We start from the raw sequence: 26,739 nt of genomic DNA on the forward strand, positions 1-26,739 counted from the left end.
CAAGCAGCTCTACACCCTCGACCTCGGCGCCCTGGTCGCCGGCTCGCGCTACCGCGGTGACTTCGAGGAGCGGCTGAAGAAGGTCCTCAAGGAGATCCGCACCCGCGGCGACATCATCCTGTTCATCGACGAGATCCACACCCTCGTCGGGGCCGGTGCCGCCGAAGGCGCGATCGACGCCGCCAGCATCCTCAAGCCGATGCTGGCCCGCGGCGAGCTGCAGACCATCGGTGCCACCACGCTGGACGAGTACCGCAAGCACCTGGAGAAGGACGCGGCGCTCGAGCGGCGCTTCCAGCCGATCCAGGTCGGCGAGCCCTCGCTGGCGCACACCATCGAGATCCTCAAGGGCCTGCGCGACCGCTACGAGGCGCACCACCGGGTGTCGATAACCGACGCCGCCCTGGTCGCCGCGGCCTCGCTGGCCGACCGCTACATCTCCGACCGCTTCCTGCCCGACAAGGCGATCGACCTGATCGACGAGGCAGGGTCGCGGATGCGGATCCGCCGGATGACCGCGCCGCCGGACCTGCGGGAGTTCGACGAGCGGATCGGTGACGTGCGCCGGGAGAAGGAGAGCGCGATCGACGCGCAGGACTTCGAGAAGGCCGCGTCGCTGCGCGACAAGGAGAAGCAGCTGCTCGGCGAGAAGGCGCAGCGGGAGAAGGAGTGGAAGGCCGGCGACATGGACGTCGTCGCCGAGGTGGACGACGAGCAGATCGCCGAGGTCCTGGCGACCTGGACCGGAATCCCCGTCTTCAAGCTCACCGAGGAGGAGACCTCCCGGCTGCTGCGCATGGAGGACGAGCTGCACAAGCGGATCGTCGGCCAGGAGCAGGCCATCAAGGCGGTCTCGCAGGCCATCCGGCGTACCCGGGCCGGTCTGAAGGACCCGAAGCGTCCCGGCGGTTCGTTCATCTTCGCCGGCCCGTCCGGCGTCGGGAAGTCCGAGCTGTCCAAGGCGCTCGCCGAGTTCCTGTTCGGTGACGAGGACGCGCTGATCCAGCTCGACATGAGCGAGTTCCACGACCGCTACACCGTGTCGCGGCTGGTCGGGGCACCCCCCGGCTACGTCGGATACGACGAGGGTGGTCAGCTGACCGAGAAGGTGCGGCGCAAGCCGTTCTCGGTGGTGCTCTTCGACGAGATCGAGAAGGCCCACGCCGACGTCTTCAACACGCTGCTGCAGGTGCTGGAGGACGGCCGGCTGACCGACGGCCAGGGCCGGATCGTCGACTTCAAGAACACTGTCCTGATCATGACCACCAACCTGGGCACCCGCGACATCACCAAGGCCGTCAGCCTCGGGTTCCAGTCGGGCAGTGACCAGGCGAAGACCGACTACGACCGGATGAAGCAGCGCGTCAACGACGAGCTCAAGCAGCACTTCCGGCCGGAGTTCCTCAACCGCATCGACGACATGATCGTCTTCCACCAGCTCTCGAAGCTCGAGATCGTCGAGATCGTCGATCTGATGCTGACCCGCGTCGACACGCAGCTGCGCAACAAGGACATGGGTCTGGAGCTGACCACGAAGGCGAAGGAACTGCTCGCCGAGCGTGGCTTCGACCCGGTGCTCGGTGCCCGGCCGTTGCGTCGCACCATCCAGCGCGAGATCGAGGACCAGCTCTCCGAGAAGATCCTCTACGGCGAGCTGTCGGCCGGTCAGATCGTGCTGGTCGACGCCGAGGGAGAGGGTGCCGACACGAAGTTCACCTTCCGCGGCGAGGCGAAGCCGGCTGCGGTGCCCGACGCACCGCCGGTCGGAGTCGCCCGAACCGCCGGTGACACCGGCGGCACCGCCGGGGAGTAGCCCGACGGCACCAAGCACGACCGCATGACGATCCCGCCCCGCGGGTGGCCGATCCGGCCGCCGCGGGGCGGGATCGTTTCTGTCGGGGGGGCCTCAGCGGTGTCCGGGTAGCGCGTAGCGGCCGTCAGGCAGCGGGTCGAGAAGTCCGTCGTCGACCAGTCCGGCCAGCGCCCGGGCGCGCTGTCCGGAGTCATGCCAGACCGCGTCGAGTTGATCGCCCGGCACCGGTCGATCGGCGTCGCGCACCACCTCGAGCAGCAGCCCGCGGACCTGCCGGTCGGTGCCGGCGAACCGTTGCGGGGTGCGGACCGGCCCGTCGTACGGCGGGCAGTCGGCCAGCCGCCAGGCGCAGACGTCACGCAGCGGACAGGCCGGGCAGCGCGGCGCCCGGGCCGTGCAGACCAGCGCCCCCAACTCCATGAATGCCACCGACGTCCGCGCCGCCCGCGCCGGCTCGACCGGCAGCAGCGCCTCGACCGCGGCGTGGTCGCGAGCGGTGCTCGCGGCGGTGTCGGCGACGCCGAGCACGGACCGGGCGACAAGCCGGCGCACGTTGGTGTCGACCACCGGCACCCGCCGGCCGAAGGCGAAGGCCGCGACGGCGTTGGCGGTGTAGGCCCCGACTCCGGGCAGCGCACGCAGTGCCTCGGGGTCGCTCGGCACCCGACCGGCGTGTTCGGCGACGAGGGCGGTCGCGCACTCGTGCAGCCGCAGCGCACGCCGCGGATAGCCCAGGCGGCCCCACATCCGGACCGCCTCGCCCACGGGCTCGGCGGCGAGGTCGGCCGGGGTGGGCCAGCGGGCGAGCCACGCCTCGTACGCCGGGAGCACCCGCGCGACCGGGGTCTGCTGGAGCATCACCTCGCTGACCAGCACCGCCCAGCCACCGACGCCAGCGTTCCGCCAGGGCAGGTCCCGGGCGTGCCCGTCGTACCAGTCGATCGCGGCGTCGGCCAGGCCGGCGCTGCTCACACGTAGCGCTCCAGGATGCTCGACTCGGCCAGCCGGGACAGCCCCTCCCGGATGCTGCGGGCCCGCGACTCGCCGACGCCGTCGACGGCCTGCAGGTCCTCCACCGAGGCGGCGAGCAGCTTCTGCAGGCCCTTGAAGTGGTCGATGATCCGGTCGATGACCGTGGTGGGCAGCCGCGGGACCTTGGCGAGCAGCCGGTAGCCGCGCGGGCTCACCGCGTTGTCCAACGCCTCCGAAGTCGGCGGGTAGCCGGTCGCCTTCGCCACCAGGGTGAGGTCGATCAGCTCGGTCGCCGACAGCGCACTGAGATCGGCCAGCACCTCTTCGGTCGACCGGCTCCGCCGCCCGCTCGGAACGTAGTCGCGGACGATGAGCTCCCGGTCGGCGTTGACCCCCGCCATGAGCTCGTCGAGCTGGAGCGCGAGCAGCCGCCCGTCGACACCGAGCTCGACGACGTAGCCCTCGATCTCGTCCGCGATCCGGCGCACCATCTCCAGCCGCTGGCTGACGCTCATCGCGTCCCGGAGGGTGACCAGATCCTCGATCTCGAGCGCGGAGAGCGTGCCGGCGACCTCGTCCAACCGCAGCTTGTAGCGCTCGAGCGTCGCGAGCGCCTGGTGTGCGCGGGACAGCACGGCGGCGGAGTTGTCGAGGACGTAGCGCCGGCCGTCGACGTAGAGACTGATGATCCGCATCGACTGGCTCACCGAGATCACCGGGAAGCTGGTCTGCACCGCGGTCCGCTCGGCGGTCCGGTGCCGGGTGCCGGACTCGTCGGTCGGGATCGACGGATCCGGCATCAGGTGCACCGCGGCCCGCAGAATCCGGGCGCAGTCGGAGGACAGCACCACGGCGCCGTCCATCTTGGCCAGCTCGCGGACGCGGTTGCCGGAGAATTCGACGTCGAGCTCGAAGCCGCCGGTACACAACGGCTCCACCACCCGGTCGTAGCCGAGCAGGATCAAGGCGCCGGTGTTGCCGCGCAGAATGCGCTCGAGGCCGTCCCGCAGACCGGTGCCGGGTGCGACGAGCGCGAGGGTCGACCGCAGCTTCTCGTCGCGGTCCGACGTGGGCACGGCCTCTCCCGGTGGTCTTGATGCCGATATGTACGCAGAGTTGTCTACTTGCCGCAGTCAGTCTACGGGCGCGCGCAGGGCGATTCCGCCTCCGGGACGAACACGACCGTGTTCGCGTCGCGTAAGGAGTGCTGTCAGGCCGGGCGGCGCATCGGAATGGCCTGGCCGCGCAGCGCCGCCAGCGCCGCCAGCGCCGATCTGAGGTCGGTGACCTCGCGGATCCGCATCCCGGGAACGTCTTCGCGCTGCCCGGCGGGGACCATCGCCAGGGTGAAGCCCAGCCGGGCGGCCTCCGTCAGGCGCCGGCCGACCCCACCGACCCGGCGGATGTCACCGGCCAGGCCGAGCTCTCCGAGCGCGACGAGGCCCGTGGCCAGCGGAAAGTCCCGTTGGGCCGAGGCCACCGCCAGCGCGATCGCAAGATCACCGGCCGGCTCGGACACCCGGACGCCGCCGATGGTCGCGGTATAGACGTCGGCCTTGCCGACGGGGATGTCGGCGCGACGCTCGAGCACCGCGAGGATCATCGCGACCCGCGCCGAGTCCAGACCCGACACCGCCCGCCGCGGCGTCGCCAGGGTCGACGCGGCGACCAGGCTCTGCACCTCGACCATCAGTGGTCGGCGCCCCTCGACGCTGACCGTGACGCAGGTGCCGGCGACCGCCTCGTCGCGCCGGGACAGGAAGAGCCCGGACGGGTCGGGGATTCCGACGATCCCGGAGTCACCGAGCTCGAAGCAGCCGACCTCGTCGGCCGGCCCGTAGCGGTTCTTGACGGCGCGGAGCAGCCGCAGCGTCGAGTGCCGCTCGCCGTCGAAGGAGAGGACGACGTCGACGAGGTGCTCGAGCAGCCGGGGGCCGGCGATCGCCCCGTCCTTGGTCACGTGACCGACCAGAACGGTGGCGATCCCGCGCTCCTTGGCCAGGGCGATCAGCGCCGCGGCCACCGCCCGCACCTGGGTGACCCCGCCGGCGGTCCCGTCGACCGCCGCCGAGGAGATGGTCTGCACGGAGTCGACGATCAGCAGGCCGGGGGACACCTGGTCGACATGGGAGATCACTGCGGCCAGATCGGTCTCGGCCGCGAGGAACAGCGCCGGATTGAGTGCGCCGGTGCGCTCGGCCCGCAACCGCACCTGGGCGGCCGACTCCTCGCCGGTGATGACGAGGGCGGGACGGTCGGCGCGGTCGGCGTAGCGGTGGGCGACTTCGAGCAGCAAGGTGGACTTGCCGACCCCCGGCTCACCGGCGAGGAGTACGACGGCCCCCGGCACCAGACCACCGCCGAGCACCCGGTCGAGCTCGCTCACGCCGGTCGGCCGGGCCCGGGCCGCCTCGACGTCGATCTCCGCGATCGGTCGGGCGGGCGCGGTCACCGGACCGGCGTCGACCTGGGCCAGGCCGGCGCGCAGCGCGCCGACCTCGGCGACGGAGCCCCATTGCTGGCACTCCGGGCATCGGCCGACCCAGCGCGGCACGGACTGACCGCACTCGGTGCACCGGTAGGCCGGTCGCTCGCGCGTCCGGGCGGCGCTCACGCTCCGCCCCGCCGGCTCGGCACCGGACTGCTTCTCGTCGGCTCGACCGTTGGCTCGATCACAGGCGACACCCTAGGGCGCGGGTCGGACAACCTCGGGTGTTCAGCCGCCGCCGCGCTGGGGCAACGGGGTTTGCGGCGTCGCGATCGGCACCGGAATGGTCACGGCGCCCGCGCGGGCGAACCGGAGGGTCACCGGGATCGTCCGGCCGGGGCGCAGCCGCGCGGTCAGGCCCACCAGCGTCAGCGACGGGCGGCGGCCGACGAGCAGGGTCTCCTGCGGCCCGATCGGCAACCGGACCGTGCCGGTGCCGGTCACCGCGGACGTGGGAGCTGTTCCGGTCGTGCCGACCGCGGTGCGGGCATCCGGGCTGTGTACGCCGACCAGGACGTCGGGCCGGGTCGAGGTGTTGATGATGGCCAGTTGGAGCGGAGCCTTCGACCCGGCGGGATAGAAGCCGGTCGACGGGTAGGCCAACGTCACGTCGCGCAGGTCGATGCTGCCGACCGACGCGGACGCACCGTCGACGGCGGGGACTTCTTCTGCCGTCTCGGCGATCTGGCCCGACGAGCACGCCGAGACGAGCAGAATGCCGACCGCGGCGAAGGCCACGGCGGCGAGACGGCGTGGGGAGACACGGCTGCCGCGGCGCGCGGCAATCGGGCGGCTCACGGCGGCGGGTCCTCCTCGGGCGGTGCGCGACGTGCGACAGCCTAGACCGGCCGGGTCACCCGACGACGGCGGGGACATCGTGCCCGGCGGCCAGCAGCAGTGCGACGTCGATGGCGGCCGCCACCATGACGGCGTAGAAGGCGGCCCGCGACCCCGGCCGCCGCCCGATCACGAGTCCGGACACCCCGACGATCAGCGCGGCGACGACACCGATGACCTGGCCCGGGCGGACCGGGCCCGGCGGTGCGAAGCCCAGGGTCAGACAGGCGGCCGTCAACAGCACGACTGTGACGATGCGCGACGGCATCGCGCCCAGCCGGTGCGGCAGACCGCGTACGCCCGTGCGTGCGTCGTCGTCGAGATCGGGGAGCACGTTGGCGAAGTGCGCCGCCGCTCCGAGCAGCGCCCCGGCCGCAACGACCCAGGCCGGCGGCGCCGGATGGCCGGGCAGGCCGGCGACCACGAAGGCCGGCAGCAGGCCGAACGACACGACGAAGGGCAACACCGACACGGCCGTCGACTTCAGCCACCGGTCGTAGGTCAGCCCGGACGCGACCGCCATCAGGTGCAGCGCCGCGGCGATGACGCCGGAGAGCAGGGACAGGGGGACGACCGCCACGGCGGCGACGATCGCCGCACCCCGCACGGTGGCCGGGGTGATGTCGCCGCGCGTCAGCGGCTTGTCCCGCCGGCCGACCGCGGCGTCGCGGCCGCGATCGAGATAGTCGTTGGTCCATCCGATCGTCAGCTGTCCGGCCAGTACGGCGGCCGCCACGGCCACGGTGCCGGCCGGACCACGGCCGATGGTGACGGCGAGCGCGGCCGACACCGCCGTCACCGCGACGGTAGGAGCAAGGTGACAGGCGAGGGCGAGGGCGATGACCCTGCGGCGCAGCGGGGGGCGGCGAGCCGCCGTTTCACTGTCCACTATGGACGGTCAGCGGGGGACGTAGGCCGACAGCACGGCGATCTCGTTGTCGAGCATCCCCGCGCCGGGGATCCGGCGCAGGATCCGGTCGATGACTCCGTCGGCCCGGACCAGCACGGTGACCGGCCGTTCCGTGGCGCGGAAGCTCCGCAGCAGTCGACCGGTCGGCTCGCTGCGACTGACGGCGAGCGAGGCCGACACCTCGTCGGGCAGCGCGGGACGCCGGTCACCGACGACGGTGAGCCGGAGTCGGTTGTGCTCGGCCGACGTGGCCAACGACCGGATGGCGGAGTCGCAGGCGCATCCGGCGGGGGCCAACAGCAGCACCGCCGGGCGAATCGCCCGCAGCGACTGCGCGGCGCCGAGGGCATCGCGGGTGGTCACGTCGGGCACCAGCCCGCCGACCCGGCCGGAGCCGGCCGAGGGGCGGGCCAGTGGCAGCGCACCGGGCCGCTGGGGCGGGGGTGAGGAGACGATCAGGGTGACGACGCTCGATACGGCGGCGAGCAGGAGAAAGCCCAGCACGAGCGGCATCATCAGCCCGAACCGGCCGCGGAGGAAGACCCGGTCGAGCGCGGTCCGGCGGTGGGCGGTGCGCTGCTCCCGGCGCCACGCGCGGATATCGGCATCGAGCTCGCTGATGTCGTCCGGGACGACCATGGGCGCACCGTCGGGCTGGTCTCCGGGTTGCCACTCCGACGGCGAACCGTCGGCGCCCGAGTGACCCTGCTCGTCGAAGCCCACGTGTCTAGCCTGCGCCTTTCGGGGCCGCCACGCCAGGCCGGATATCGCAGAAACTTTGCCCCGAGCATGCCTTTGCTGAGTGCGCCGACCCGCCGGTTGTCAATACCCATACGCCCCCGGATGTGCCCTCTGACCTGCGGTTTTGCAGTCTCCCGCCGTCGAGGATGTCCCCCGATCGTGCTATCCTTGATTCAGCGAAAGGGGTTAGTCACACATGGTGTTCAACGTCGGCGAAACCGTGGTCTACCCGCATCACGGGGCAGCCCTCATCGAAGCCATCGAGACTCGCGTCATCAAGGGCGAGGAAAAGATCTACCTCGTTCTGAAGGTCGCGCAGGGCGATCTCACCGTCCGCGTACCGGCTGATAACGCCGAAGTGGTGGGCGTCCGCGACGTCGTGGGGCAAGAGGGGCTGGACAGAGTATTCGAGGTGCTGCGTGCGCCGCACACCGAAGAGCCCACCAACTGGTCCCGCCGCTACAAAGCGAACCTCGAGAAGCTCGCCTCCGGCGACGTCAACAAGGTCGCCGAGGTCGTGCGTGACCTCTGGCGCCGGGACAGGGAGCGCGGCCTGTCCGCCGGAGAAAAGCGGATGCTCTCCAAGGCCCGCCAGATCCTCGTCAGTGAGCTCGCGCTCGCCGAAGGCACGAATGAAGACAAGGCCGAGGTGCTGCTCGACGAGGTTCTCGCCTCCTGACGGCGGCGCGACCGCGACCCTTCGCCCACTCCGGGACGACAGATACCGTGTCTCATCCACGATGAGCGTCGCGGTGATCGTGCTCGAATCGGACTGTCCTGCTCCGGGCGAGACCGCCCGGCCGATATCGGCGACGACGGTCGACACGCTGGTGGTCGTCACCCTGCCCCGGGTCGGCACCGATCCGATCGAGGCCGCCGCGCAACCGTTCCGGACCTCCGGCGACGTCGTCCTCGTCGAGCCCGGACCGACCCGCCGGCAATCGATGAGCAGGGCGTTGGCTGCGCTGCCGCCGCAGACTGAGGTCGTCCTTATCCAGACCGACGACCGGGTGCCGGCGCCGCCTGAGGTCGTCACCGCAATCGTGGCCGCCGTGCGCGCGGGAGCGTGGGCGGTCGTCCCGGTGTCGCCGCTGGCCGACACGGTGAAGCGGGTCGGCGATTCGGGCGAACTGCTGTCCACTGTGGACAGATCGGCCCTGCGTGTGGTCCAGACCCCGCAGGGCTTCGCTCGGGAAGCGCTTGCCGAGGCGGTGGCCGGTGCCGCCCCGGGCGAGGACGACGACGAGATCACCCTGTTCGGGCGGCTCGGCGTGCCGGTGCGCACCATCTCCGGCGACGACGTGCGGGCGACCGGGCGGTCCCGGTCGTGACCGACATGCCCCGCGTGGGGGTGGGCGTCGACATACATCCGGTGCAGCCGGACCGGCCGTGCTGGCTGGCGGGTCTGCTCTGGCCGGGCGTGCCCGGGTGCGTCGGGCACTCCGACGGCGACGTCGCCGCCCACGCGATCTGCGACGCGGTGCTCTCCGCGGCCGGTCTCGGCGATCTCGGCCAGATCTTCGGCACGGCCGAGCCGGGCTGGGCCGACGCCTCGGGGGCCGCGCTGCTGACCGAGGCCGCGATCCGGCTGCGTGACGCCGGCTGGGTCGTCGGCAATGCCGCCGTACAGGTGATCGCCAACGCCCCCAAGATCTCGGCCCGGCGGGCCGAGGCGGAGGCCGTGCTGTCCGAGGCGCTCGGCGCGCCCGTCACGCTCACGGCGACCACCAGCGACGGGCTCGGGCTCACCGGCCGGGGTGAGGGCATCGCGGCGATGGCGACCGCCCTCGTGGTCCGGCGGACCTGAGCGCGGTAACCGGTGGTGCCGTCCTACGGGTAGGCTGAGCCGGCCACATTCTTACCAGCTGGAGTTGCCGTGGGCTCGGTCATCAAGAAGCGTCGCAAACGGATGGCGAAGAAGAAGCATCGCAAGCTGCTCAAGCGCACCCGAGTGGCGCGGCGCAACAAGAAGTAGCCCACCGCGCGTGGCGGGCCCGTCGACGTCGACGGGTCACCGAGGCTTCGGAGGTAGGCAATGCCGAGTGCGGCAGCGTCCGACGCTGCGGTCACGATGCCGTGGGTGACCTTCCTCTCCGACTACGGGCTCGACGATCACCTCGTCGGCGTCTGCAAGGGCGTCATGGCCGGCATCGCCCCGCAGGCCCGGGTGATCGATGTCTGTCATCAGGTTCCCGCTCAGAGCGTCGGTATCGGTGCGCGCCTGCTCCACGAGGCCCTGCCCTGGCTGCCGGCCGGCGTCCATCTGGCGCTCGTTGATCCCCTCCGGCCCGGCATGGTCCGGCCGGTGGCGATCCGCTGTGGCAACGGGTCGACGTTCGTGTGCCCGGACAACGGTGTGTCCTCGCTGTCCTGGTCGGACCTGGGCGGGGTCACCGCCGCACGGGAGCTCACCAACTCCGCGCTGTGGCACCCCAAGCCGGCCCGCAGCTTCCGCGGCCGCGACGTTTTCGCGCCCGTCGCGGCCCATCTGGCCGCGGGCCTCGACCTCGAAGAGGTCGGAGACCGGATCGAGCCCTCCGATCTCGTCGCCTTGCACCCGCGGGCGCCGTTCGTGCACGGCGATCATGTGCACGGCACCGTGGAGATGGTCGACCACTTCGGCAACCTGCAGCTCAACATCGCCCGCGCCGACCTGGAGGCGTCGGGAATCGCCCTGGGCGACACGGTGGAGCTCCGCTACGGCGGTAAGGCGATGCAGGTGCTGTTCACCCTCAACTTCGGTGACGTGGCGGCCGGCCGAACCTTCGTCTACGAGGACTCGTTCCGTGCGATCACGGTCCTGACGACCATGGGCCGGGCCGACCTCACTCTCGGTGCCAAACCGGGCGACCCGATGGTGCTCTCCCGCGTGCCGCAGGGGGCCCTGCCCGGACCGACGGAGAAGGTAAAGGTCGTCGACTGGCCACCGAGCGCCGGTACGGCGTAGGAGAGAGCGCATGTCGTCGGTCGTGCTGGTGACGGGAATCAGCGGTGAACTGGGCCTGCGCCTGGCGAGCACTCTGGCCGAGGACCCCGGCGTCGACCGGGTGATCGGGGTGGACACCGTTCCGCCGGCCCGGTCCCGGCTCGGTCGGGTCGAGTTCGTCCGGGCCGACATCCGCAACCCGCTGATCGCGAAGGTGATCGCGGCGGCGGCGGTCGACACGGTGGTCCACCTCTCGATCTCCGCCGCGCCGATGGCCGTCGGCGGCCGGGCGACGATGGCCGAGATGAACGTCATCGGCACCATGCAACTGCTCGCTGCCTGCCAGAAGTCGCCGCAGGTGCGACGATTCGTGGTCATGTCGAGCACGGCAGTCTACGGCTCGAGTTCGAGCGATCCGGCGATGTTCACCGAGGAGGCCGAACCACCGTCGCTGCCCCGGGTCGGCTACGCCAAGGACTCGATCGAGATCGAGGGCTACGTGCGCGGGTTCGGTCGACGGCGCCCCGATGTCACCGTGAGCCAGCTACGGTTCGCCAATCTTGTGGGGCCGACGGTCGACACCGCCGTCACCCGATACTTCGCGCTCCCGGTCGTGCCCACCGTGCTCGGCTTCGACCCGCGGCTGCAGTTCCTGCACGAGGACGACGCGGTCGAGGTGCTGCGTTTGGCCGCGCGGACCGACCGACCGGGCACCGTCAACGTCGCGGGGAATGGCGTGGTGTCGCTGTCACAGGCGATCCGCCGGGCGGGGCGGATCGAGCTCCCGATCCCGTCGCCGGCGGTGAGTGGCGTCGCCCGGTTGCTCCGGCACACCGGACGGATCGACGTATCACCCGAGCAGACGCGACTGTTGAACTTCGGCCGCGTCGTCGACACGGCGCGACTGCGCGAGGAATTCGGTTACCGCCCGCGCTTCAGCACGGTGCAGGCCTTCGACGACTTCGTCCGCGGCCGCGGACTGGTCGGGATCGTCGATTCCCGCCTCGTCGAGGCGGCCGAGCGGCGCGTCTACGGATTGCTGACCGGACGGGAGACTGCCGGTGCCTGACGCCAGGGTCGTTCCGTTGCACGGCGGCGATCCGCTCGAGCCGCCCGAGCCGAACGGTCCGAACGACTCGAACGAGTCGAACGAGCCGTCGGGGGAACCGTCCGCCGACGCCGGGTCGGAGTGGGAGGAGCGGCTGGCCGACGGGCTCGCGTTCCTCCGGCGCCGCATCACCGGCGACTACCGGATCGACGAGTTCGGCTTCGACGCCGACCTGACCGACCACGCCGTGCTTCCGCTGCTGCGACCGATCTTCGAGCGGTGGTTCCGGGTGGAGGTGAGCGGCGTCGAGCACGTGCCCGCCGAGGGCGGTGCGCTGGTCGTCGCCAACCACTCCGGCGGGATCGCGTGGGACGCGGTGATGACCGCGGTCGCCGTACACGATCATCATCCCGAGCATCGCCACCTGCGGATGCTCGGCGCGGACCTGGTCTTCCGCATGCCCGTCGTCGGGGAGATCGCCCGCAAGGCCGGCAATACGCTCGCCTGTCAGCTCGACACCGAGCGGCTGCTGCGCTGCGGGGAACTCGTCGGGGTCTGGCCGGAGGGCTTCAAGGGGATCGGGAAGCCGTTCTCGGAGCGATACAAGCTCCAACGCTTCGGCCGTGGCGGTTTCGTCAGCACCGCACTGCGCACCGGTGTCCCGATCGTGCCGTGCTCGATCGTCGGCGCCGAAGAGATCCATCCGATGCTCGGCAACGCCAAGACGCTGGCGCGCCTGCTCGGCCTGCCCTACTTCCCGCTGACGCCGACCTTTCCCTGGCTCGGTGCGCTGGGCGCGGTCCCGCTGCCGTCGAAGTGGCTGATCGAGTTCGGTGCGCCGATCGAGACCGCGGACTTCGGGTCCGGCGCCGCAGACGACCCGATGCTGGTCTTCAACCTCACCGACCAGGTCCGCGAGACCATTCAGGAGACCCTCTACCGGCTGCTGCTGCGCCGCCGGTCGGCGTTCGGTGGACTGGTCGGCACCCAGCCCGGTCAAGAGCCACCCGCGGGCGGTGTCGGACAGGGACACTGAGGCAGAGCCGTTCACGGCGCGGGCCCACGCGCCGCGGCGGCCGGGGAGGCCGAGGATGACCGCGACGGTGCAGACCCCGCCGGCACCGGCGGCCCAGCCACCGAAAACGTGGCAACCTTGGCTCGCCCGCCTGTCGTTCCTGAGCGCCGCGGGCGCGTTGGCCGTGCTCATCGCATTCGCCGGCTTCAAGGCCATCGCCGCCGGGCTGGCCGGTGCGGCGGGTGCGGCGGTCTGCTTCGCGGCGATCTGGTGGTTCCTGACCACCCGCGGTCTCCTGCGCGCGCTCGCCCTCGTGCTCGTCGTCGCGGCCCCGGTGATCATCCTGGTGCTCTACGCCGGGAGCGGGCTGATCTGGGTGATCCTGGTGACCATCGGCCTGTGGGTGGTCTCGGTCTTCTCCGGCCGGACCGCACTGGCCGCGTCCGTCGAGCGCGACGTCGTGCACGAGTACGAGGTGCCGGCACCGGCGCACCCGTTCCTGATCATGAATCCGCGTTCCGGTGGCGGGAAGGTCGTGAAGTTCGGCCTCGAGGAGCGGGCCCGGGCGATGGGCGCCGACGTGACCCTGCTGGCCGGACCGGGGCGGCTCGACGTCGCGGCCCTGGCCCGCCAGGCGGTCGCCGACGGAGCAGACCTGCTCGGGGTCGCGGGGGGAGACGGGACCCAGGCCCTGGTTGCGGGAGTCGCCAGCGAGAGTGGCGTTCCCTTCATGGTCATCTCGGCCGGCACCCGCAACCACTTCGCCCTCGACCTCGGACTGGACCGGGACGACCCGGCGCGATGCCTGGACGCCCTGCGCGACGGGGTCGAACTGCGGATCGACCTCGGCCGCATCGGCGACCGCACGTTCGTCAACAACGCGTCGTTCGGCGCTTACGCTGCGGTGGTGCAGAGCCCGGCGTACCGCGACGACAAGACCGGGACGACGCTGCAGATGCTTCCCGATCTGCTCACCGGTGAGAAGGGGCCGCGACTGGTGGCGCACACGAAGGAGCTGACCATCGAGGCGCCGCAGGCGTTGCTGGTGAGCAACAACCCCTACGAGACCGGCGACATCGCCGGCCTCGGCCGGCGTGCGCGGCTCGACCAGGGCGTGCTCGGCCTGATCGGGATCAGGGTGGAGAACGCCGCCCAGGTGGCCGCGATGGTCGCTGCCCGCCACCGGCGCGGACTGACCACGCTGCAGACCCGCGAGGTCACGGTCGACGCCGACCGCGCCGAGATACCCGTCGGTGTCGACGGCGAGGCACTGGTGCTGCCGACCCCCGTGCGCTGCACGATCAGCGCGGGGGCCCTGCGGGTCCGGGTGCCCCGGAACCGGCCGGGGGTAATACCCATCCGGCCGCCGATGTCCTGGTCCCGCCTGGGCCGGCTCGCGCTCAGCACGGGGCGTGGCAGCCGGGGATGAAGGACGTGTTGCGCGAACTCGACGCGCTCGACCTCGCCGTCTATCGCGCCATCGCGGCCACCCCCACGCCGACCCTCGACGTCGCCCTGGGCCGACTGTCCAACGCGGCGAACTACTCCCGGCTGTGGCTGGGCGTGGCCGGTGGGCTGGCCATCTTCGGCCGGCACGGTAGGCGGTCGGCCGTGCTCGGCCTCGCGTCGATCGGACTCGCCTCGGCGACCGTCAACATCGGGGCGAAGCGACTGCGTCCCCGGTCCCGTCCGGATCGGCTCGCCGCCGGCGTCCCGACGGCCCGCCAGGTCCGGATGCCGGACTCGACGTCGTTCCCGTCGGGTCACTCCGCCTCCGCCTTCGCGTTCGCGGTCGCGGCCGGCGACGAACTTCCGCTGCTGTCCTTCCCGCTGCTCGTGCTCGCCACTGCGGTCGCCTACTCCCGGGTCCACACCGGCGTGCACTACCCCGGTGACGTGGTGACCGGGTCGCTCATCGGGTCGGTATGCGCGGGCGCGGTACGCGCTGCAGCCCGGCGGTCACGGCGCCGGTCGACCGGCGGCGGCGTACCGCAACCGTGACCGCGGCGCCGGTGAGCGCGCCGACGCCGAGGGCCGACGGCACGCCCACCTTGGCGGCCTTGCGGCCGGTGCGGAAATCCCGGATCTCCCAACCGGCCGTCCGCGCCTTGGCCCGCAGCACCGAATCGGGATTGACCGCGACCGGGCGGCCGACCAGCGACAGCATCGGCAGGTCGTTGACCGAGTCGCTGTACGCCGCGCAGCGGGTGAGGTCCAGGTGCTCACGCTCGGCCAGCGCCCGCACGGCCTCCGCCTTGGCCGGCCCGTGCAGCGGTTCACCGACCAGGTGCCCGGTGTAGACGCCGTCGCGCACCTCGGCCGCGGTGCCGAGGGCGCCGGTGAATCCGAGCCGGTGGGCGATCACGGACGCCAACTCGACCGGGGTCGCCGTGACCAGCCAGACCCGCTGGCCCACGTCGAGATGCGCCTGGGCGAGCGCGCGGGTGCCGGACCAGATCCGCTCCGCCATCAGGTCGTCGTAGATGTCCTCGGCGTGCCGGACGATCTCGTCGACCCGCTTGCCGGCGACGAAGGCCAGCGCCGCCTCCCGCGCCTGGAGCATGTCTCCGGTGCTCTCCCGGCCGCCGATCCGGAACTTCACCTGCTGCCAGGCGAACGCCGCGAGGTCGCGGGTATCGAAGAACTTGCGGGCGGCCAGGCCGCGGGCGAAGTAATAGATCGACGAGCCCATGATCATCGTGTTGTCGACGTCGAAGAACGCCGCCGCGGTGGGATCGATCGGTACGGCGGCGGCGACGTCGACCTCGGCGGCCGCCGCGGCGGCCTCGCCCGCGAGCACCGCACGCACTGCCCGGCCGTCGCGGGCACGGCGTGAGAGCGGCCACACGGCGCCGATCCTCCTCGGGTGTCACCGGCAGTAGGGCACCGCGACGGTAACCGATCGGTCCGCGGCGTGCTCAATCGGCGAAGCCGGCCAGTCGGTGCGGGCGGGTGAGGCCGGTCGCGAATGCCCGGATGCGATCGGGCCGCGGCGGGACGAACGGCCAGCCGGTGGTGTCGTACCGCTCCGCCCGCATCGCGTGGTGCAGGGTCAGCGCGTCGGTGACCATGCCGGTCAGAGCGATGCGCGCCGGCCAGGACAGATCCGCCAGGCGCGGAGCCGCGCTGGCCAGCAGGTAGTAGGCCCGGTGTGCCTGCGCCTCGACCGCCGCCCGCGTTGCCGCAAGGGCGGGGCGGGCGGTGAGTTCGTCGTCGCGCAGCCGTCGGGTGCTGAGTTCGTCCTGCGGCAGGTAGACCCGGCCGCGGTCGGCATCGACGCAGACCCGGCTCGACAGATCGAGCAACCGGGCCGCACTGCCCACGGTGGCGGCGAGATCGCCGTTACCGGGATCGTCGTCGCCGAGGGCACCGAGGGTGAGTTGCGCCAGCGGTGACCCCGAGAGTCGGCAGTAGCCGAGCAGATCGTCGAAGCAGGAGTAGTGGGTGATCAGCCGGTCCTGCCGGGCCGCGGAGATCAGCTGATGCAGCCAGGTGGTGGGCAGCCCGCGGCTCTTGGCCAGCCGACGGGTCCGGGCGATCGTCGGGTTGCGCGGATGCTTGCGGTCGAGGTCGTCCTCCAGCGCGTCGAGGAGGTCGGCCTGCAGGACGGCCGGCCGGTCCGGGACGCTCCGGACGAGGCCCACGTAGTCGTAGAGCGTGCGCAGGCGGCGGCGCTGCCACGGGGCAAGCAGCCCGGCGCCGGTCGGCAGCGGATCCGCGTCGGCGGTGAACCGGTCGAGCCGGACGTCCGGCGGGGATCCGGCGGGGCGCGATGGGATGCCCGCGTCGACGGGGAGACCAGGCTGGACCGGGACGGCGCTGACCACAGGCCCTCCTCACCGTGCGTCCTGCTCTTTCATACCTCTCCGGCCCCTCGGGCGGCGCCAGAGCGGCGAAACCGGAGCGGGGAAACAGGCGCCACCCGTGTGGTCCGCAGGTTCTTCACCCCGTCTGGGTGATTCGAGGCCCCCGCGGGTCGGGCGACGCTCAGGGAAACCGCAACGGAAGGCAGGCCATGGCTGACTACCCGCTCATCGCTGACCACGGGCTCATCGGTGACCTGCACACGGCGGCGCTGGTAACGACCGACGGCGAGATCGACTGGTTCTGCTCGCCGCGCTTCGACTCGCCGAGCGTCTTCGCGTCGCTGCTGGACAGGGAGAAGGGTGGCCGGTTCCGGATCGCCCCGGTGAACACCGACTACGTGAGCAAGCAGCTCTACCTGCCCGACACCGCCCTGCTGGTGACCCGCTTCATGTCGGCGGACGGGGTCGGCGAGGTCATCGACTTCATGCCGATCAGCGACGAGGAGCACGCGAGCGACAATCACCGCCTCGTCCGGGTGGTCCGGGTGGTGCGCGGGGAGATGCGCTTCGGATTCGAATGTGCTCCGCGATTCGACTTCGGCCGGCTCGAGCACGACGTCGAGATCACCGATGGGGGCGCGGTCTTCCGGGCAGGTGGTTCGAAGTTCACGCTGCACACCGGCGTATCGCTGCACCAGGACGGACGCGACGTCCGGGCGGAGGACACCCTCAAGTCCGGCGAGGTCCGGGGCATGATCCTCGAATCCGAGGCCGAGCAGCCGGCGCACCGGCCCAACCCGGCCGAGGTGTTCAAACTCTTCTGGGACACCGCCCGCTACTGGCGTGACTGGTTGGGCAAGTCGACCTACCGCGGTCGCTGGCGCGAGCAGGTGGCGCGCTCGGCCATGACGTTGAAGCTCATGACCTATGCACCGAGCGGTGGTCTCGTCGCGGCGCCGACCGCGGGACTGCCCGAGCAGGTGGGCGGGGAGCGCAACTGGGACTACCGCTACACCTGGGTGCGGGATGCGTCGTTCTCGGTGCAGGCACTGCTGGGTCTCGGATACACCGACGAGGCACGGGCATTCACCGACTGGCTGAGCGATCGGATCGGGGAGGAGTCCGGCGAAGGCGAGCGGCCCCTGAAGATCATGTACCGGGTGGACGGCTCCTCGGACCTGGTCGAGACGATCGTCAAGGATTTCGAGGGATACCGCGGCTCCAAGCCGGTCCGGCTCGGCAACGGTGCGGCCGACCAACTGCAGCTGGACATCTTCGGCGAGGCGCTCGGCTGCCTCTTCCTCGCCGACGAACAGAGTGGGGTCATCGGCAGTCGGGGGTGGGCCGAGCTCAGCGGCATGCTGAACTGGCTGTGCGAGCACTGGGACCAACCCGACGCCGGGATCTGGGAGACCCGCGGCGGGGCCCAGGACTTCACCTACGGACGGCTGATGTCGTGGGTGGCCTTCGACCGGGCGATCCGCCTGGCGAACATGCACGGCTGGCCCGGCGACGTCGCGCGCTGGACCTCAGAACGCGACGAGATCTACCGCCAGATCCACAGCCGCGGCTGGAGCGAGAAGCGCAAGGCGTTCGTGCAGCACTACCGCACCGACGTCCTCGATGCGTCGCTGTTGCTCATGCCTGCGGTGGGATTCATCGCACCCACCGACCCGAAGTGGTTGTCCACTCTGGACGCGATGGACGGCGAACTGGTTTCTGACAGCCTGGTCTACCGCTACGACCCGTCCGCGTCGCCGGACGGCCTGCAGGGCTCGGAGGGCACCTTTTCGATCTGCACGTTCTGGTACGTCGACGCGTTGACCCGGTCGAACCGGCTGGAGGTTGCCCGGCTGACCTTCGAGAAGATGTTCACCTACGCCAACCACCTCGGCCTCTTCGCCGAGGAGATCGGGATCACCGGCGAGCAGCTCGGCAACTTCCCGCAGGCGTTCACCCATCTCGCGCTCATCAATGCCGCGATCAACCTCGACGCGGCGCTGGATCGTGCGAGCGGATTGATGCCGGCGTCCTACGACCAGGCGAAGGACCAGATCCCGGGGTTCCGGGCGGCCATGACCGGCGTCGAGGCGCGGATGCAGCCGGTCGGGTCAACCAACGGAGGCGGCGTGGCCCCGGGCAACGGCAACACCGCCGTCGGCGTCGCGCCGCAGGCAGGTGCGACGTCGCCCAACAACTGAGCGGGATGTCGCGCCACGAGCGGCGTGCTGGGGCGCCACACTCGAACGGTGAACATGGCTGAGCAGGGCAAAACCGGCGCGGCCGACGCGGATTCGGGTGCCGCGACTGCGCCGCGCCGCACCCGGTGGTACCGACACCTGCGCGGCGTCGTCACGGCACGGGCGGCCCCGGCCGCTATCTACGGAACGATCGTCAGCGCCTCGGTCACGGCCGCCGCGGGCGAGGAGGAATCGTTCCTCGCGGTATGTGTCTCCGTGCTGGTCACCGTGCTGGTGTACTGGGCCGCAGAGGCCTATTCCGCGCTCCTTGCCGAGCGGATGAACAAGCCAGCTGTTCAGTCGTTTGCTCGGCTGCGCAGCCACTTCACCGAGCGATGGCCGATGGTGCAGGCGTCCTATGTGCCGCTCGTGGTGCTCATCGTGGCCGGCCTCTGCGGGGCCGATCTGAGTCTCGCCGTGACGATCGCCCTGAGCGTGACGACGGTCGTGCTGTTCTGGCTGGGATGGGTCGCCGGCCGGCGGAGTGGATCGACCGGTGCGAGCCTGCTCTTGAGCGCGACGCTGGCCGCCTGCTTCGGACTCGCGCTGGTGGGGCTGAAGGCTATTGTGCACTGACCAGCGGGCCGGTGTCCGGCGTCATCGCCAGACCGATCAGGTCGCCGCCCGGCGCTACCGGCGAAAGCCCGAGTTGCGGTGCATCGGTCCTCAGCTGCGGAGTCCGCGGGTCGGTGCCGGGCCCCGTCGACGGGAAGACGCGCTGCTCGATTGAGTGCATCGCCAGGAGGAAGCCCAAGAGCATCAGAGGGGTCACCAAACCGAGCCACAGCACATTTCTCACCCTGCCCCCGTTGTGCGGTACGACCCGAGTGTTCCGGACCGTCCGACCACTTGGACACTACCTGTCACACGCGGATCACAAGTAGTGATTAGGAATCTCGATCGAGCGCCCAGTCACTCCTCTTCTGCCGTGCGGGCAAGGAATGTGAGCTCGTTCATCGTCGTGGCGAGAATCTCGACCTGGGCGTTGGAGAACGGGTCCGGCTTGGTCCGTACCGAGTCGAAGAATTCCTCGGGCGGTTCGGCCGCGACGTAGCCGGCGCCCTCCTCGAGCAGGCGGGCCGTATCCGTCGCGTTCAGGTCCGTCCGTAGCCGGACCTGTCCGCAACCGGGGCACCGGAAGGTGTAGCGCGAGCGGCGTAGCCGCCCCTGCGGAATGAAAACAAGAACGGCGGTACGGATGTCCACCCGCACCGGTCCGCAGGTCTGGCAGCGGGCGAGAATCACTGCCACTGCGCCCACCCCCCGACCACCCTCGGTCCCCGTTGACATACGCGCTCGTTTCGACCCTGGCCATGCAGACGAAACGTTGCTTCATCAAGCGTGCAACAGAACGCGGCCCGGCGCAGGGGAACAAGGCTCTGAGTGCAAGCTCCCTTCGCCCCTTCGGCGTTATTCGGTCAAATTGCCGGTCGCGTCGGCACTTTCGGGCCCACGTCGGTCCGCCGATCACCGGCGGTCTCTTTGTGGCTGCTGTGCCACACTGCCGACATGGCCAACCTCGCGGACCTGGTGGGTCGCGCGGCGAGTCGCGATCCCGGACGAGCCGCTCTGATCGCCGGCGGCGACGTCCTCAGCTGGGCCGAGTTGGACGCGCGCATCGATCGCGCCGCCGCCGCATTCGCAGGCCTCGGACTGGCTAGGGGAGACCGGGTGGCGATCCAACTCGGCAACGTCGTCGAATTCCCGGTCACCTTCTTCGGCGCCCTTCGGGCCGGCTTGGTCGTCGTACCGGCGAACACCGGATACACCGAACCCGAACTCACGACGTTGATCGCCGACTCCGGCGCCCGGCTGCTGGTGACCTCGTCGGTGGCCGCCATCGGATTTGCGCAGGGGCTCGATATCGACCACCTGGTGGTCGCCGCGCCGAGCGGCCCGGACGGCGCGCGCACCCTGACCGAGCTGCTGGCGGACGCACCCGCGGATCCGCCGACCACGTCGGGCGGAGACGACGATCTCGCGGTCCTCGTCTACACCAGCGGCACGAGCGGCCGACCGCGGGGCGCGATGCTGACCCACCGGGCACTGCTGGCGAATCTCGACCAGTGCGCGCAGATCACGCCCAGCGTGCTCCGGCCCGGCGAGGTGGTGCTGCTCGTCCTGCCGATGTTCCACATCTACGGTCTCGGTCCCGGGCTGGGAATGCTTGCCCACGCCGGGGCGACCGGGGTGCTGATCGACCGCTTCGACGCGGCCGCGACGCTCGAGGTGATGACGCGTCATCGAGTGACCAACGTTGTCGGCGCGCCACCGATGTATGTCGCCTGGGCGCGTCACGACGATCCGCGGGCGGTCACCGCGGCGTTCGCCCACGTCCGACTGGCGCTGTCCGGAGCGGCTCCGCTGTCGGCTCCGACCCTGGAGCGGCTGGAGCAGCTGACCTCGGTGGTGGTGCAGGAGGGATACGGCCTCACGGAGACGGCCCCGGTGCTCACCAGCACGTTGATGAGCGAGGTGCGTAAGCCGCTGTCGGTGGGCCGGGCAATCCCTGGTGTGACGCTGGAACTCCGCGACGAGCAGGGCGAACCGGTCGAGGAGGACGATCCGGGTGAGATCGTCGTGCGCGGTCCGAACCTGTTCTCCGGCTACTGGCCGGACGGTCACGGCGGTCCGACCGAGGACGGCTGGTTCGCCACCGGCGATGTGGCCTACCCCGACGACGACGGCGACCTCTACCTCGTCGGCCGGCGCAAGGACCTGATCATCGTGAGCGGCTTCAACGTCTATCCGGCCGAGGTCGAGCTCGTGCTGATGAGGCATCCCGCGGTGAGCGAAGCCGCGGTCGTCGCGACACCGCACGAATACACCGGCGAGGCGGTCAAGGCCTTCGTCGTACGCCGGCCCGGGGCAACGTTGGACGCCGACGACGTGCGGGCCTGGTGCGCGCGCTCACTCGCCCGGTTCAAGTGTCCGACCCAGGTGCAGTTCGTCGACCAGCTGCCGCACTCGGTCATCGGAAAGGTGCGCACGGCAGCCCTGCGCGATGTCGAGGACGACGCCGATGACGACGCCGAGGACAGGGCGTCGTAGGCTCCTCAGGTGCCGCCAACAGACCACCGCATCACGCTGGTGACCCGGGCCGGCTGCCACCTGTGTGACAGCGTCCGCGCCGAGCTGGAGCGCATCGCGGGCCCGCTGGGCACCCCGGTCGAGGAGATCGCCATCGACGGTGACCGGGAGCTGACCGCGGAGTACGGCGAGCTGATTCCGGTGGTCCTCGTCGACGGCTCCGTGCATGGCTACTACCGGGTCGAAGAGGACCGGCTGCGGCGCGCTCTTCAGCGCTGAGCGGGTGGGTCACCCGGTGAGGGTGAGCTCTTCTTCTGGCTCGGGGGCGGCGGCCGGAAACTGACGCGCCCGCCGGAGCTTGAGGTGCACCACATCGCCGTCGCGCAGGTTGATCTCGTCGGCGTGCGCGCGGGTCAGGTTGACCGTGACCCGCTGACCGTCGCTCAGCAGCACCTCGGCCCGGGTCTGGAACCCCAGCCACGTCAGCCGGTCCACGGTCGCCCGGTGGGTGTCGAGCTCCGCCGTGCGGACGATCTCGATGTCGTGCGGGCGGACGTAGTTGTCGCCGATCCGGGTGATCGCTCCCACGAAGCCCATGACGAACGCGTTGGCCGGGTCGTCGTAGACCTGGTCGGGGGTGCCGGCCTGCTCGACGCGGCCGTGGTTGACCACCACGATCTGCTCGGCGAGCTCCATCGCCTCTTCCTGGTCGTGCGTGACGAACACAGTCGTCACGTGCATCTCGGCGTGCAGGTGGCGCAGCCAGTCCCGTAGCTCGGACCGCACCTTGGTGTCGAGTGCGCCGAACGGTTCGTCGAGCAGCAGCACCCGCGGCTGGACCGCGAGCGCGCGGGCCAGGGCCATCCGCTGCCGCTGCCCACCGGAAAGGTTGGCCGGCATGCGGTCGGCGAAGCCGTCGAGGTGCACCAACTCGAGCAGCTCGGACACCCGCTCCTTGATCTCCGCCTTCGGCGTGTGCCGGATGGACAGACCGAACGCGACGTTCTGCCACACACTCATGTGCTTGAACGCCGCGTAGTGCTGGAAGACGAAGCCGATGCCGCGCTGCCGGGCCGGTCGCTTGGTGACGTCGGCGTCGTCGAGCATGATGTGCCCGGTGTCGGGCTGTTCCAGCCCGGCGATGATGCGCAGCAGGGTCGACTTGCCGCCGCCGCTCGGGCCGAGCAGGGCGGTCAGGGACCCGTCGGGCACCGACACGGTGACCTCGTCGAGTGCGACGAAGTCGCCGAACCGTTTGGTGACGCCGACTGCTTCGATCGCCATTACTTCGTCTCCTTCGAGCGGTTGAGCCTGGTCATCAAAAGCAGCACGATCACCGCGATCGCGGCGAGCAGGAACGACGCGGTGTAGGCGCCGGAGAGGTCGAAATTGTCGTAGCGGTTCTCGACGTAGAGCGGCAGCGTCTGCGTCTGACCGATCAGGTTTCCGGACACGACGCTGACCGCACCGAATTCGCCCAGCGCCCGCGCCGTGGTCAGCACGACGCCGTAAGCGATGCCCCATCGGATGGCCGGCAGGGTGATGCGCAGGAAGGTCTGCCGACCGGACGCTCCGAGGGTCGAGGAGGCCTGTTCCTGGTCGGTACCGATCTCCTGGAGCACGGGGACGACCTCGCGGACCACAAACGGCAGCGAGGCGAACACGGTGGCGAGGATCATGCCGGGGATCGAGAAGATCACCTGGAGGCCGTGCTCGGACAACCACGGGCCCAGCCAGCCGGTCCGTCCGTACAGCGCATAGAGCGCGAGTCCGAGGACCACCGGCGACACCGCGAAGGGCAGGTCGACGATGACGCTCAAGACGCTGCGGCCACGGAACCTTCGGCGGACGAGGGTGTAGGCGCAAGCGACGCCGAAGAGGGTGTTGAGGGGTACGGCGACGGCGGCCATCAACATCGTCAGCCAGAACGCGTGCACGGCCGCCGGCGAGGTGAGGGTGTCGATGACCGGCTTGAGGCCGTGCTCGAAGGTGCGCCAGACCACGAGAGCGATCGGCAGCAGGAGCAGCAGCGCGAGATAACCGAGGGCACCGAATCGGACGGCGAACTTACCCTTCACGACGCCTCCCTCGATTGGCCAGTGCACGGAGCCCGAGCAGGAGCAGGAACGAGGCGACGAGCAGCACCACGGACACCGCGGCGGCACCGGCCTGGTTGCCGTTCTCCAGCTGGTTGAAGATGAAGACCGACGCCATCTCGGTCTTGTAGGGCAGGTTGCCCGAGATCAGGATGATCGCGCCGAACTCGCCCAACGACCGGGCGAACGCGAGCCCGGCACCGGACAGGATCGCCGAGCGCAGGCTGGGCAGGATCACCCGGCGGAAGACCGTGAACGGCTTCGCACCGAGCGACGCGGCGGCCTCCTCGACGTCGCGCTCGAGCTCGCCGAGCACGGGCTGCACGGCCCGGACGACGAACGGAAGCGTCACGAAGAGCAGCGCGAGCAGCACGCCGATCCTGGTGGACGACACGTCGATGCCGACCGGACTGTCCTTGCCGTACAGCGCGAGCAGGGTGAGCCCCGCGACGATGGTCGGGAGTGCGAACGGCAGGTCGATCAGTGCGTTGACGAACTTCTTCCCCGGGAAATCGTCCCGGACCAGCACCCATGCGATGGCGAGGCCGGTGATGGAGTCGATCACCGCGACGATCAAGGAGATGACGACGGTGAACTTCAACGCCGAGAGCCCCTCGGGCTGCGTGATCGAGCTGAAGAAGCTGCCGGTCGCCGCGGTCGCGACCAACGCCGCGATCGGAAGCAGGACGACGATCGACAGGTAAGCGGAGCTGAGCACGCCGGCCAGCGCCGGGCGGTGGGTACGAGTACCCGCCGCCCGGCGGCTGAACCGCCGCGTGCTCAGGGTGTCAGTTGCCACTTGTGGAAACTCCCACGCTCTTCTCAATGGCCACCATCTTGCCGTTCGTCGGGTCGAAGAACGTCTTCTGCACCTGCGGCCATCCGCCGAGGTCGTTGATGGTGAACAGGCCACTCGGAGTCGGGAACTTGCTCGAGTCGAGGTCGGCCTTGACGACCGGCCGGTAGCCCTTCGACGCGAAGATCTTCTGCGCCGGCGCGGTGTAGAGGTACTTCACGAACGCCGTCGCCGCGGAGGGAGCGCCCTTGGTCGCTGCCAGCGGGTTCTCGATCAGGATCGTGTGCGACGGGGTCACGTAGTCGACCGACTTGCCGGCCTGCTGCGCGGCGATCGCCTCGTTCTCGTAGCTGATCAGGACGTCACCGGTACCGCTGGTGAAGTTGTTCAGTGCGTCGCGACCGCTCTTGTCCTGGGCGACCACGTGGTGGAACAGCTGGTTGAGGTAGGAGAGCGCCTGGGCCGGCGTCTTGCCCTCTTTGATCTGCGAACCGTAGGCGGCCATGATGTTCCACTGCGCGGAGCCGGAGCTGAACGGGTTGGGCGTCACGACCTTGATGCCCGGCTTGACCAGGTCGCTCCAGTCCTTGATGTGCTTCGGGTTGCCCTTGCGCACGACCAGCGTCGCGACCGAGTCGGTGATGATGCCGTGGTACTGGTTGGCGTTCCAGTTCGAGGGCACGATGCCGGCCTTGACCAGCTTGGTGACATCCGGCGTAAGCGACATCTCGACCACATCGGCCTTCAGCCCGGCGATCACCGCGCGGGACTGGGAACCGGATGCTCCATAGGACTGCGAGAACGTCACGCCCTTGCCGGCGCTGGTCGCCTGGAACGCCGGGATGAGCTTGGAATATGCCTCCTGTGGCGTCGAATAAGCGACCAGAGCGAGGTTCTTACTGCCCTGCGCTGATGCGCCATTGACGCTGCAGCCGGCGGCTGTGACCGCCGCTACGGCCGCGATGCCGACGGCAGCCACCAGCCGGCGGGAACTCACTGCCTTCATGTACTTCTCCCTGATCGCTGCATGCAGGCGGTAGGTCCCCCCGCAGACCTAGTTGTACATCAAGCCTATCGAAATGGTCGGCTTTTGGGAAAACGACGCTCACGGCAGCGGGCAAGGCCACCCGATCGGGTCGTTCCGGGTCTTCCGGCGGCGTAATCGTCAGCGCCGGGCGGTCGCCGGCCACCGACGGCCGGGCGACCTACCCATGCCACCCCTCCATGATCAAGAGGGGATTTCGCTACGAAACGCCGAGCGAATCCCCTCTTGATCATGGAGCAGGAGAGTGGGGTCGCTCGCCCCCCCGCCCCGCCCCCGCCCCCGCCCTCGCCCCGCCCCATGATCGTGATCGGAAAAAGCCGCGAAACGCCGACGGAATCCGATCACGATCATGGAAGCGCGGGCGGCGGGCGGCGATCGGAGACGGACGGGCGGTGGCGGGCGGGAGGTCCTACGCGGTGCGAGACCTCTTGCTCGGCTTGGGCCGGGAGCGCTCCTCGACCTGGAGCTCACGCTCGGCACCGGGCTCGCCGCGGTCGAGTTGCCGGCTGCGTTCCAGCTCGGCGTTGAGCTCGGCGCCGAAGAGGATCGCCAGGTTGGTCAGCCACAGCCAGACCAGGAAGACGATCACGCCACCGAGCGCGCCGTAGGTCTTGCTGTATGAGCCGAAGTTGGCCACGAAGAACGCGAATCCGGCCGAGGCGACGAGCCACACGATGACGGCGAGAGCGGTGCCGGGGAGGACCTTCTTGAAGCCGCCGAGCTTCGCGTTGGGCGCGGCGTAGTAGAGCACGGCGATCATCGCGATCACCACGAGCAATAGCACCGGCCACTTGGCGATGTTCCAGGCCGTGACGGCGGCCGATCCGGCGCCGACGGCCGATCCGACCTTGCCCGCGATCGGGCCGGTCAGCGCCAGTGCGAGCAGGACGACGGCGAGCAGCAGGACCAGGACCAGGGTGACGACCAGCTGGAGCGGCCGCAGCTTGATGAACCCGCGTCCCTCCTCGACCTCGTA

29 protein-coding genes are annotated in these 26,739 nt (G+C 70.3%); 14 read left to right on the top strand and 15 right to left on the bottom strand.

All coding sequences use genetic code 11. The annotated features are described in order from the left end of the window. On the top strand, nucleotides 1-1,813 hold a 1,813-nt coding region (locus tag VGH85_20800), incomplete at its 5' end, for an ATP-dependent Clp protease ATP-binding subunit (GenBank protein HEY2176253.1). Nucleotides 1,814-1,906: 93 nt separating this feature from the next. Here VGH85_20800 and VGH85_20805 read toward each other — a convergent pair. From VGH85_20805 to VGH85_20830, 6 genes are all read right to left on the bottom strand, one after another. Next, nucleotides 1,907-2,785: an A/G-specific adenine glycosylase gene (locus VGH85_20805; GenBank protein HEY2176254.1), complete on the bottom strand. Its 879-nt coding sequence runs from the start codon at nucleotides 2,783-2,785 to the stop codon at nucleotides 1,907-1,909. Beyond that, complete coding sequence (gene disA / locus VGH85_20810) at nucleotides 2,782-3,861, bottom strand: DNA integrity scanning diadenylate cyclase DisA (GenBank protein ID HEY2176255.1); 1,080 nt, start codon at nucleotides 3,859-3,861, stop codon at nucleotides 2,782-2,784. The genes VGH85_20805 and disA overlap by 4 nt, the downstream gene beginning before the upstream one ends. Before the next feature lie 134 nt (nucleotides 3,862-3,995). Then, nucleotides 3,996-5,399 (bottom strand): DNA repair protein RadA, encoded by a 1,404-nt coding sequence (gene radA / locus VGH85_20815; protein ID HEY2176256.1) that lies wholly within the window; start codon nucleotides 5,397-5,399, stop codon nucleotides 3,996-3,998. A 102-nt stretch (nucleotides 5,400-5,501) separates the two neighbouring features. Next, on the bottom strand, nucleotides 5,502-6,071 hold the full coding sequence (locus VGH85_20820) for a copper chaperone PCu(A)C (GenBank protein ID HEY2176257.1): 570 nt from the start codon (nucleotides 6,069-6,071) through the stop codon (nucleotides 5,502-5,504). A gap of 55 nt (nucleotides 6,072-6,126) precedes the next feature. Beyond that, nucleotides 6,127-6,909: a UbiA family prenyltransferase gene (locus VGH85_20825; protein HEY2176258.1), complete on the bottom strand. Its 783-nt coding sequence runs from the start codon at nucleotides 6,907-6,909 to the stop codon at nucleotides 6,127-6,129. A 99-nt stretch (nucleotides 6,910-7,008) separates the two neighbouring features. After that, nucleotides 7,009-7,743, bottom strand: coding sequence for a hypothetical protein (locus VGH85_20830; GenBank protein HEY2176259.1), 735 nt, complete (start codon nucleotides 7,741-7,743; stop codon nucleotides 7,009-7,011). A gap of 214 nt (nucleotides 7,744-7,957) precedes the next feature. Here VGH85_20830 and VGH85_20835 point away from each other — a divergent pair, with 214 nt between their 5' ends. From VGH85_20835 to VGH85_20875, 9 genes are all read left to right on the top strand, one after another. Next, nucleotides 7,958-8,440, top strand: a complete 483-nt coding sequence (locus VGH85_20835; GenBank protein ID HEY2176260.1) for a CarD family transcriptional regulator — start codon at nucleotides 7,958-7,960, stop codon at nucleotides 8,438-8,440. 61 nt (nucleotides 8,441-8,501) lie between these two features. Further along, entirely contained in the window at nucleotides 8,502-9,092 is a 591-nt protein-coding gene (locus tag VGH85_20840; protein HEY2176261.1) for a 2-C-methyl-D-erythritol 4-phosphate cytidylyltransferase, read from the top strand. Then, nucleotides 9,089-9,568, top strand: a complete 480-nt coding sequence (ispF, locus tag VGH85_20845; protein ID HEY2176262.1) for a 2-C-methyl-D-erythritol 2,4-cyclodiphosphate synthase — start codon at nucleotides 9,089-9,091, stop codon at nucleotides 9,566-9,568. Before VGH85_20840 ends, ispF begins: the two co-directional genes overlap by 4 nt. A 69-nt stretch (nucleotides 9,569-9,637) precedes the next feature. After that, nucleotides 9,638-9,736 (top strand): AURKAIP1/COX24 domain-containing protein, encoded by a 99-nt coding sequence (locus VGH85_20850; GenBank protein HEY2176263.1) that lies wholly within the window; start codon nucleotides 9,638-9,640, stop codon nucleotides 9,734-9,736. Between the two features lie 60 nt (nucleotides 9,737-9,796). Continuing rightward, nucleotides 9,797-10,708 carry an SAM-dependent chlorinase/fluorinase gene (locus VGH85_20855; GenBank protein HEY2176264.1) on the top strand — a complete coding sequence of 304 codons (912 nt, stop codon included), beginning with the start codon at nucleotides 9,797-9,799 and terminating at the stop codon, nucleotides 10,706-10,708. A gap of 10 nt (nucleotides 10,709-10,718) precedes the next feature. Then, nucleotides 10,719-11,756: an NAD-dependent epimerase/dehydratase family protein gene (locus VGH85_20860; GenBank protein HEY2176265.1), complete on the top strand. Its 1,038-nt coding sequence runs from the start codon at nucleotides 10,719-10,721 to the stop codon at nucleotides 11,754-11,756. Then, nucleotides 11,749-12,771 carry a lysophospholipid acyltransferase family protein gene (locus VGH85_20865; protein HEY2176266.1) on the top strand — a complete coding sequence of 341 codons (1,023 nt, stop codon included), beginning with the start codon at nucleotides 11,749-11,751 and terminating at the stop codon, nucleotides 12,769-12,771. The genes VGH85_20860 and VGH85_20865 overlap by 8 nt, the downstream gene beginning before the upstream one ends. A gap of 55 nt (nucleotides 12,772-12,826) precedes the next feature. Beyond that, nucleotides 12,827-14,179 carry a diacylglycerol kinase family protein gene (locus tag VGH85_20870; protein ID HEY2176267.1) on the top strand — a complete coding sequence of 451 codons (1,353 nt, stop codon included), beginning with the start codon at nucleotides 12,827-12,829 and terminating at the stop codon, nucleotides 14,177-14,179. Further along, complete coding sequence (locus tag VGH85_20875) at nucleotides 14,176-14,751, top strand: phosphatase PAP2 family protein (protein ID HEY2176268.1); 576 nt, start codon at nucleotides 14,176-14,178, stop codon at nucleotides 14,749-14,751. The genes VGH85_20870 and VGH85_20875 overlap by 4 nt, the downstream gene beginning before the upstream one ends. On the opposite strand, the gene VGH85_20880 is transcribed toward VGH85_20875, so the two are convergent. Next, nucleotides 14,663-15,598 carry an HAD-IB family hydrolase gene (locus tag VGH85_20880; protein HEY2176269.1) on the bottom strand — a complete coding sequence of 312 codons (936 nt, stop codon included), beginning with the start codon at nucleotides 15,596-15,598 and terminating at the stop codon, nucleotides 14,663-14,665. The genes VGH85_20875 and VGH85_20880 overlap by 89 nt on opposite strands. Nucleotides 15,599-15,668: 70 nt before the next feature. Next, complete coding sequence (locus VGH85_20885; protein HEY2176270.1) at nucleotides 15,669-16,577, bottom strand: squalene/phytoene synthase family protein; 909 nt, start codon at nucleotides 16,575-16,577, stop codon at nucleotides 15,669-15,671. 188 nt (nucleotides 16,578-16,765) lie between these two features. On the opposite strand from VGH85_20885, the gene VGH85_20890 reads away from it, so the two are divergent. Continuing rightward, on the top strand, nucleotides 16,766-18,757 hold the full coding sequence (locus VGH85_20890) for a glycoside hydrolase family 15 protein (GenBank protein HEY2176271.1): 1,992 nt from the start codon (nucleotides 16,766-16,768) through the stop codon (nucleotides 18,755-18,757). A gap of 48 nt (nucleotides 18,758-18,805) precedes the next feature. Further along, nucleotides 18,806-19,372, top strand: coding sequence for a hypothetical protein (locus tag VGH85_20895; protein ID HEY2176272.1), 567 nt, complete (start codon nucleotides 18,806-18,808; stop codon nucleotides 19,370-19,372). Here VGH85_20895 and VGH85_20900 read toward each other — a convergent pair. Next, a complete protein-coding gene (locus tag VGH85_20900; GenBank protein ID HEY2176273.1) occupies nucleotides 19,359-19,595 on the bottom strand; it encodes a hypothetical protein in 237 nt (78 codons plus the stop codon). The two genes, VGH85_20895 and VGH85_20900, sit on opposite strands and share 14 nt — an antisense overlap. Nucleotides 19,596-19,708: 113 nt before the next feature. Next, nucleotides 19,709-20,047 (bottom strand): hypothetical protein, encoded by a 339-nt coding sequence (locus VGH85_20905; GenBank protein HEY2176274.1) that lies wholly within the window; start codon nucleotides 20,045-20,047, stop codon nucleotides 19,709-19,711. Between the two features lie 258 nt (nucleotides 20,048-20,305). On the opposite strand from VGH85_20905, the gene VGH85_20910 reads away from it, so the two are divergent. After that, complete coding sequence (locus tag VGH85_20910; GenBank protein ID HEY2176275.1) at nucleotides 20,306-21,847, top strand: AMP-binding protein; 1,542 nt, start codon at nucleotides 20,306-20,308, stop codon at nucleotides 21,845-21,847. Between the two features lie 9 nt (nucleotides 21,848-21,856). Then, nucleotides 21,857-22,105 (top strand): glutaredoxin family protein, encoded by a 249-nt coding sequence (locus VGH85_20915; GenBank protein HEY2176276.1) that lies wholly within the window; start codon nucleotides 21,857-21,859, stop codon nucleotides 22,103-22,105. A gap of 9 nt (nucleotides 22,106-22,114) precedes the next feature. Here VGH85_20915 and cysA read toward each other — a convergent pair whose 3' ends face one another. From cysA to VGH85_20940, 5 genes are all read right to left on the bottom strand, one after another. Next, a complete protein-coding gene (gene cysA / locus VGH85_20920) occupies nucleotides 22,115-23,110 on the bottom strand; it encodes a sulfate ABC transporter ATP-binding protein (GenBank protein ID HEY2176277.1) in 996 nt (331 codons plus the stop codon). Beyond that, nucleotides 23,110-23,904 (bottom strand): sulfate ABC transporter permease subunit CysW, encoded by a 795-nt coding sequence (gene cysW, locus VGH85_20925; protein ID HEY2176278.1) that lies wholly within the window; start codon nucleotides 23,902-23,904, stop codon nucleotides 23,110-23,112. Before cysW ends, cysA begins: the two co-directional genes overlap by 1 nt. After that, the gene (gene cysT / locus VGH85_20930; protein ID HEY2176279.1) at nucleotides 23,894-24,721 is read right to left on the bottom strand and encodes a sulfate ABC transporter permease subunit CysT; all 828 of its coding nucleotides are present in this window, start codon (nucleotides 24,719-24,721) and stop codon (nucleotides 23,894-23,896) included. Before cysT ends, cysW begins: the two co-directional genes overlap by 11 nt. Continuing rightward, nucleotides 24,711-25,724, bottom strand: coding sequence for a sulfate ABC transporter substrate-binding protein (locus tag VGH85_20935; GenBank protein ID HEY2176280.1), 1,014 nt, complete (start codon nucleotides 25,722-25,724; stop codon nucleotides 24,711-24,713). Before VGH85_20935 ends, cysT begins: the two co-directional genes overlap by 11 nt. Nucleotides 25,725-26,172: 448 nt before the next feature. Beyond that, on the bottom strand, nucleotides 26,173-26,739 hold a 567-nt coding region (locus tag VGH85_20940), incomplete at its 5' end, for a YihY/virulence factor BrkB family protein (protein HEY2176281.1).

The organism is Mycobacteriales bacterium (assembly GCA_036497565.1).
In the GTDB taxonomy this organism is placed as follows: domain Bacteria; phylum Actinomycetota; class Actinomycetes; order Mycobacteriales; family QHCD01; genus DASXJE01.

Excerpts from the sequence above, each read along its gene's own strand:
- VGH85_20835 (HEY2176260.1), top strand. The coding sequence starts at position 7,958 with ATGGTGTTCAACGTCGGCGAAACCGTGGTCTACCCGCATCACGGGGCA.
- VGH85_20935 (HEY2176280.1), bottom strand. The coding sequence starts at position 25,724 with ATGAAGGCAGTGAGTTCCCGCCGGCTGGTGGCTGCCGTCGGCATCGCG.
- VGH85_20870 (HEY2176267.1), top strand. The coding sequence starts at position 12,827 with ATGACCGCGACGGTGCAGACCCCGCCGGCACCGGCGGCCCAGCCACCG.
- cysA (HEY2176277.1), bottom strand. The coding sequence starts at position 23,110 with ATGGCGATCGAAGCAGTCGGCGTCACCAAACGGTTCGGCGACTTCGTC.
- VGH85_20860 (HEY2176265.1), top strand. The coding sequence starts at position 10,719 with ATGTCGTCGGTCGTGCTGGTGACGGGAATCAGCGGTGAACTGGGCCTG.
- VGH85_20890 (HEY2176271.1), top strand. The coding sequence starts at position 16,766 with ATGGCTGACTACCCGCTCATCGCTGACCACGGGCTCATCGGTGACCTG.
- VGH85_20875 (HEY2176268.1), top strand. The coding sequence starts at position 14,176 with ATGAAGGACGTGTTGCGCGAACTCGACGCGCTCGACCTCGCCGTCTAT.
- VGH85_20855 (HEY2176264.1), top strand. The coding sequence starts at position 9,797 with ATGCCGAGTGCGGCAGCGTCCGACGCTGCGGTCACGATGCCGTGGGTG.
- VGH85_20840 (HEY2176261.1), top strand. The coding sequence starts at position 8,502 with ATGAGCGTCGCGGTGATCGTGCTCGAATCGGACTGTCCTGCTCCGGGC.
- VGH85_20910 (HEY2176275.1), top strand. The coding sequence starts at position 20,306 with ATGGCCAACCTCGCGGACCTGGTGGGTCGCGCGGCGAGTCGCGATCCC.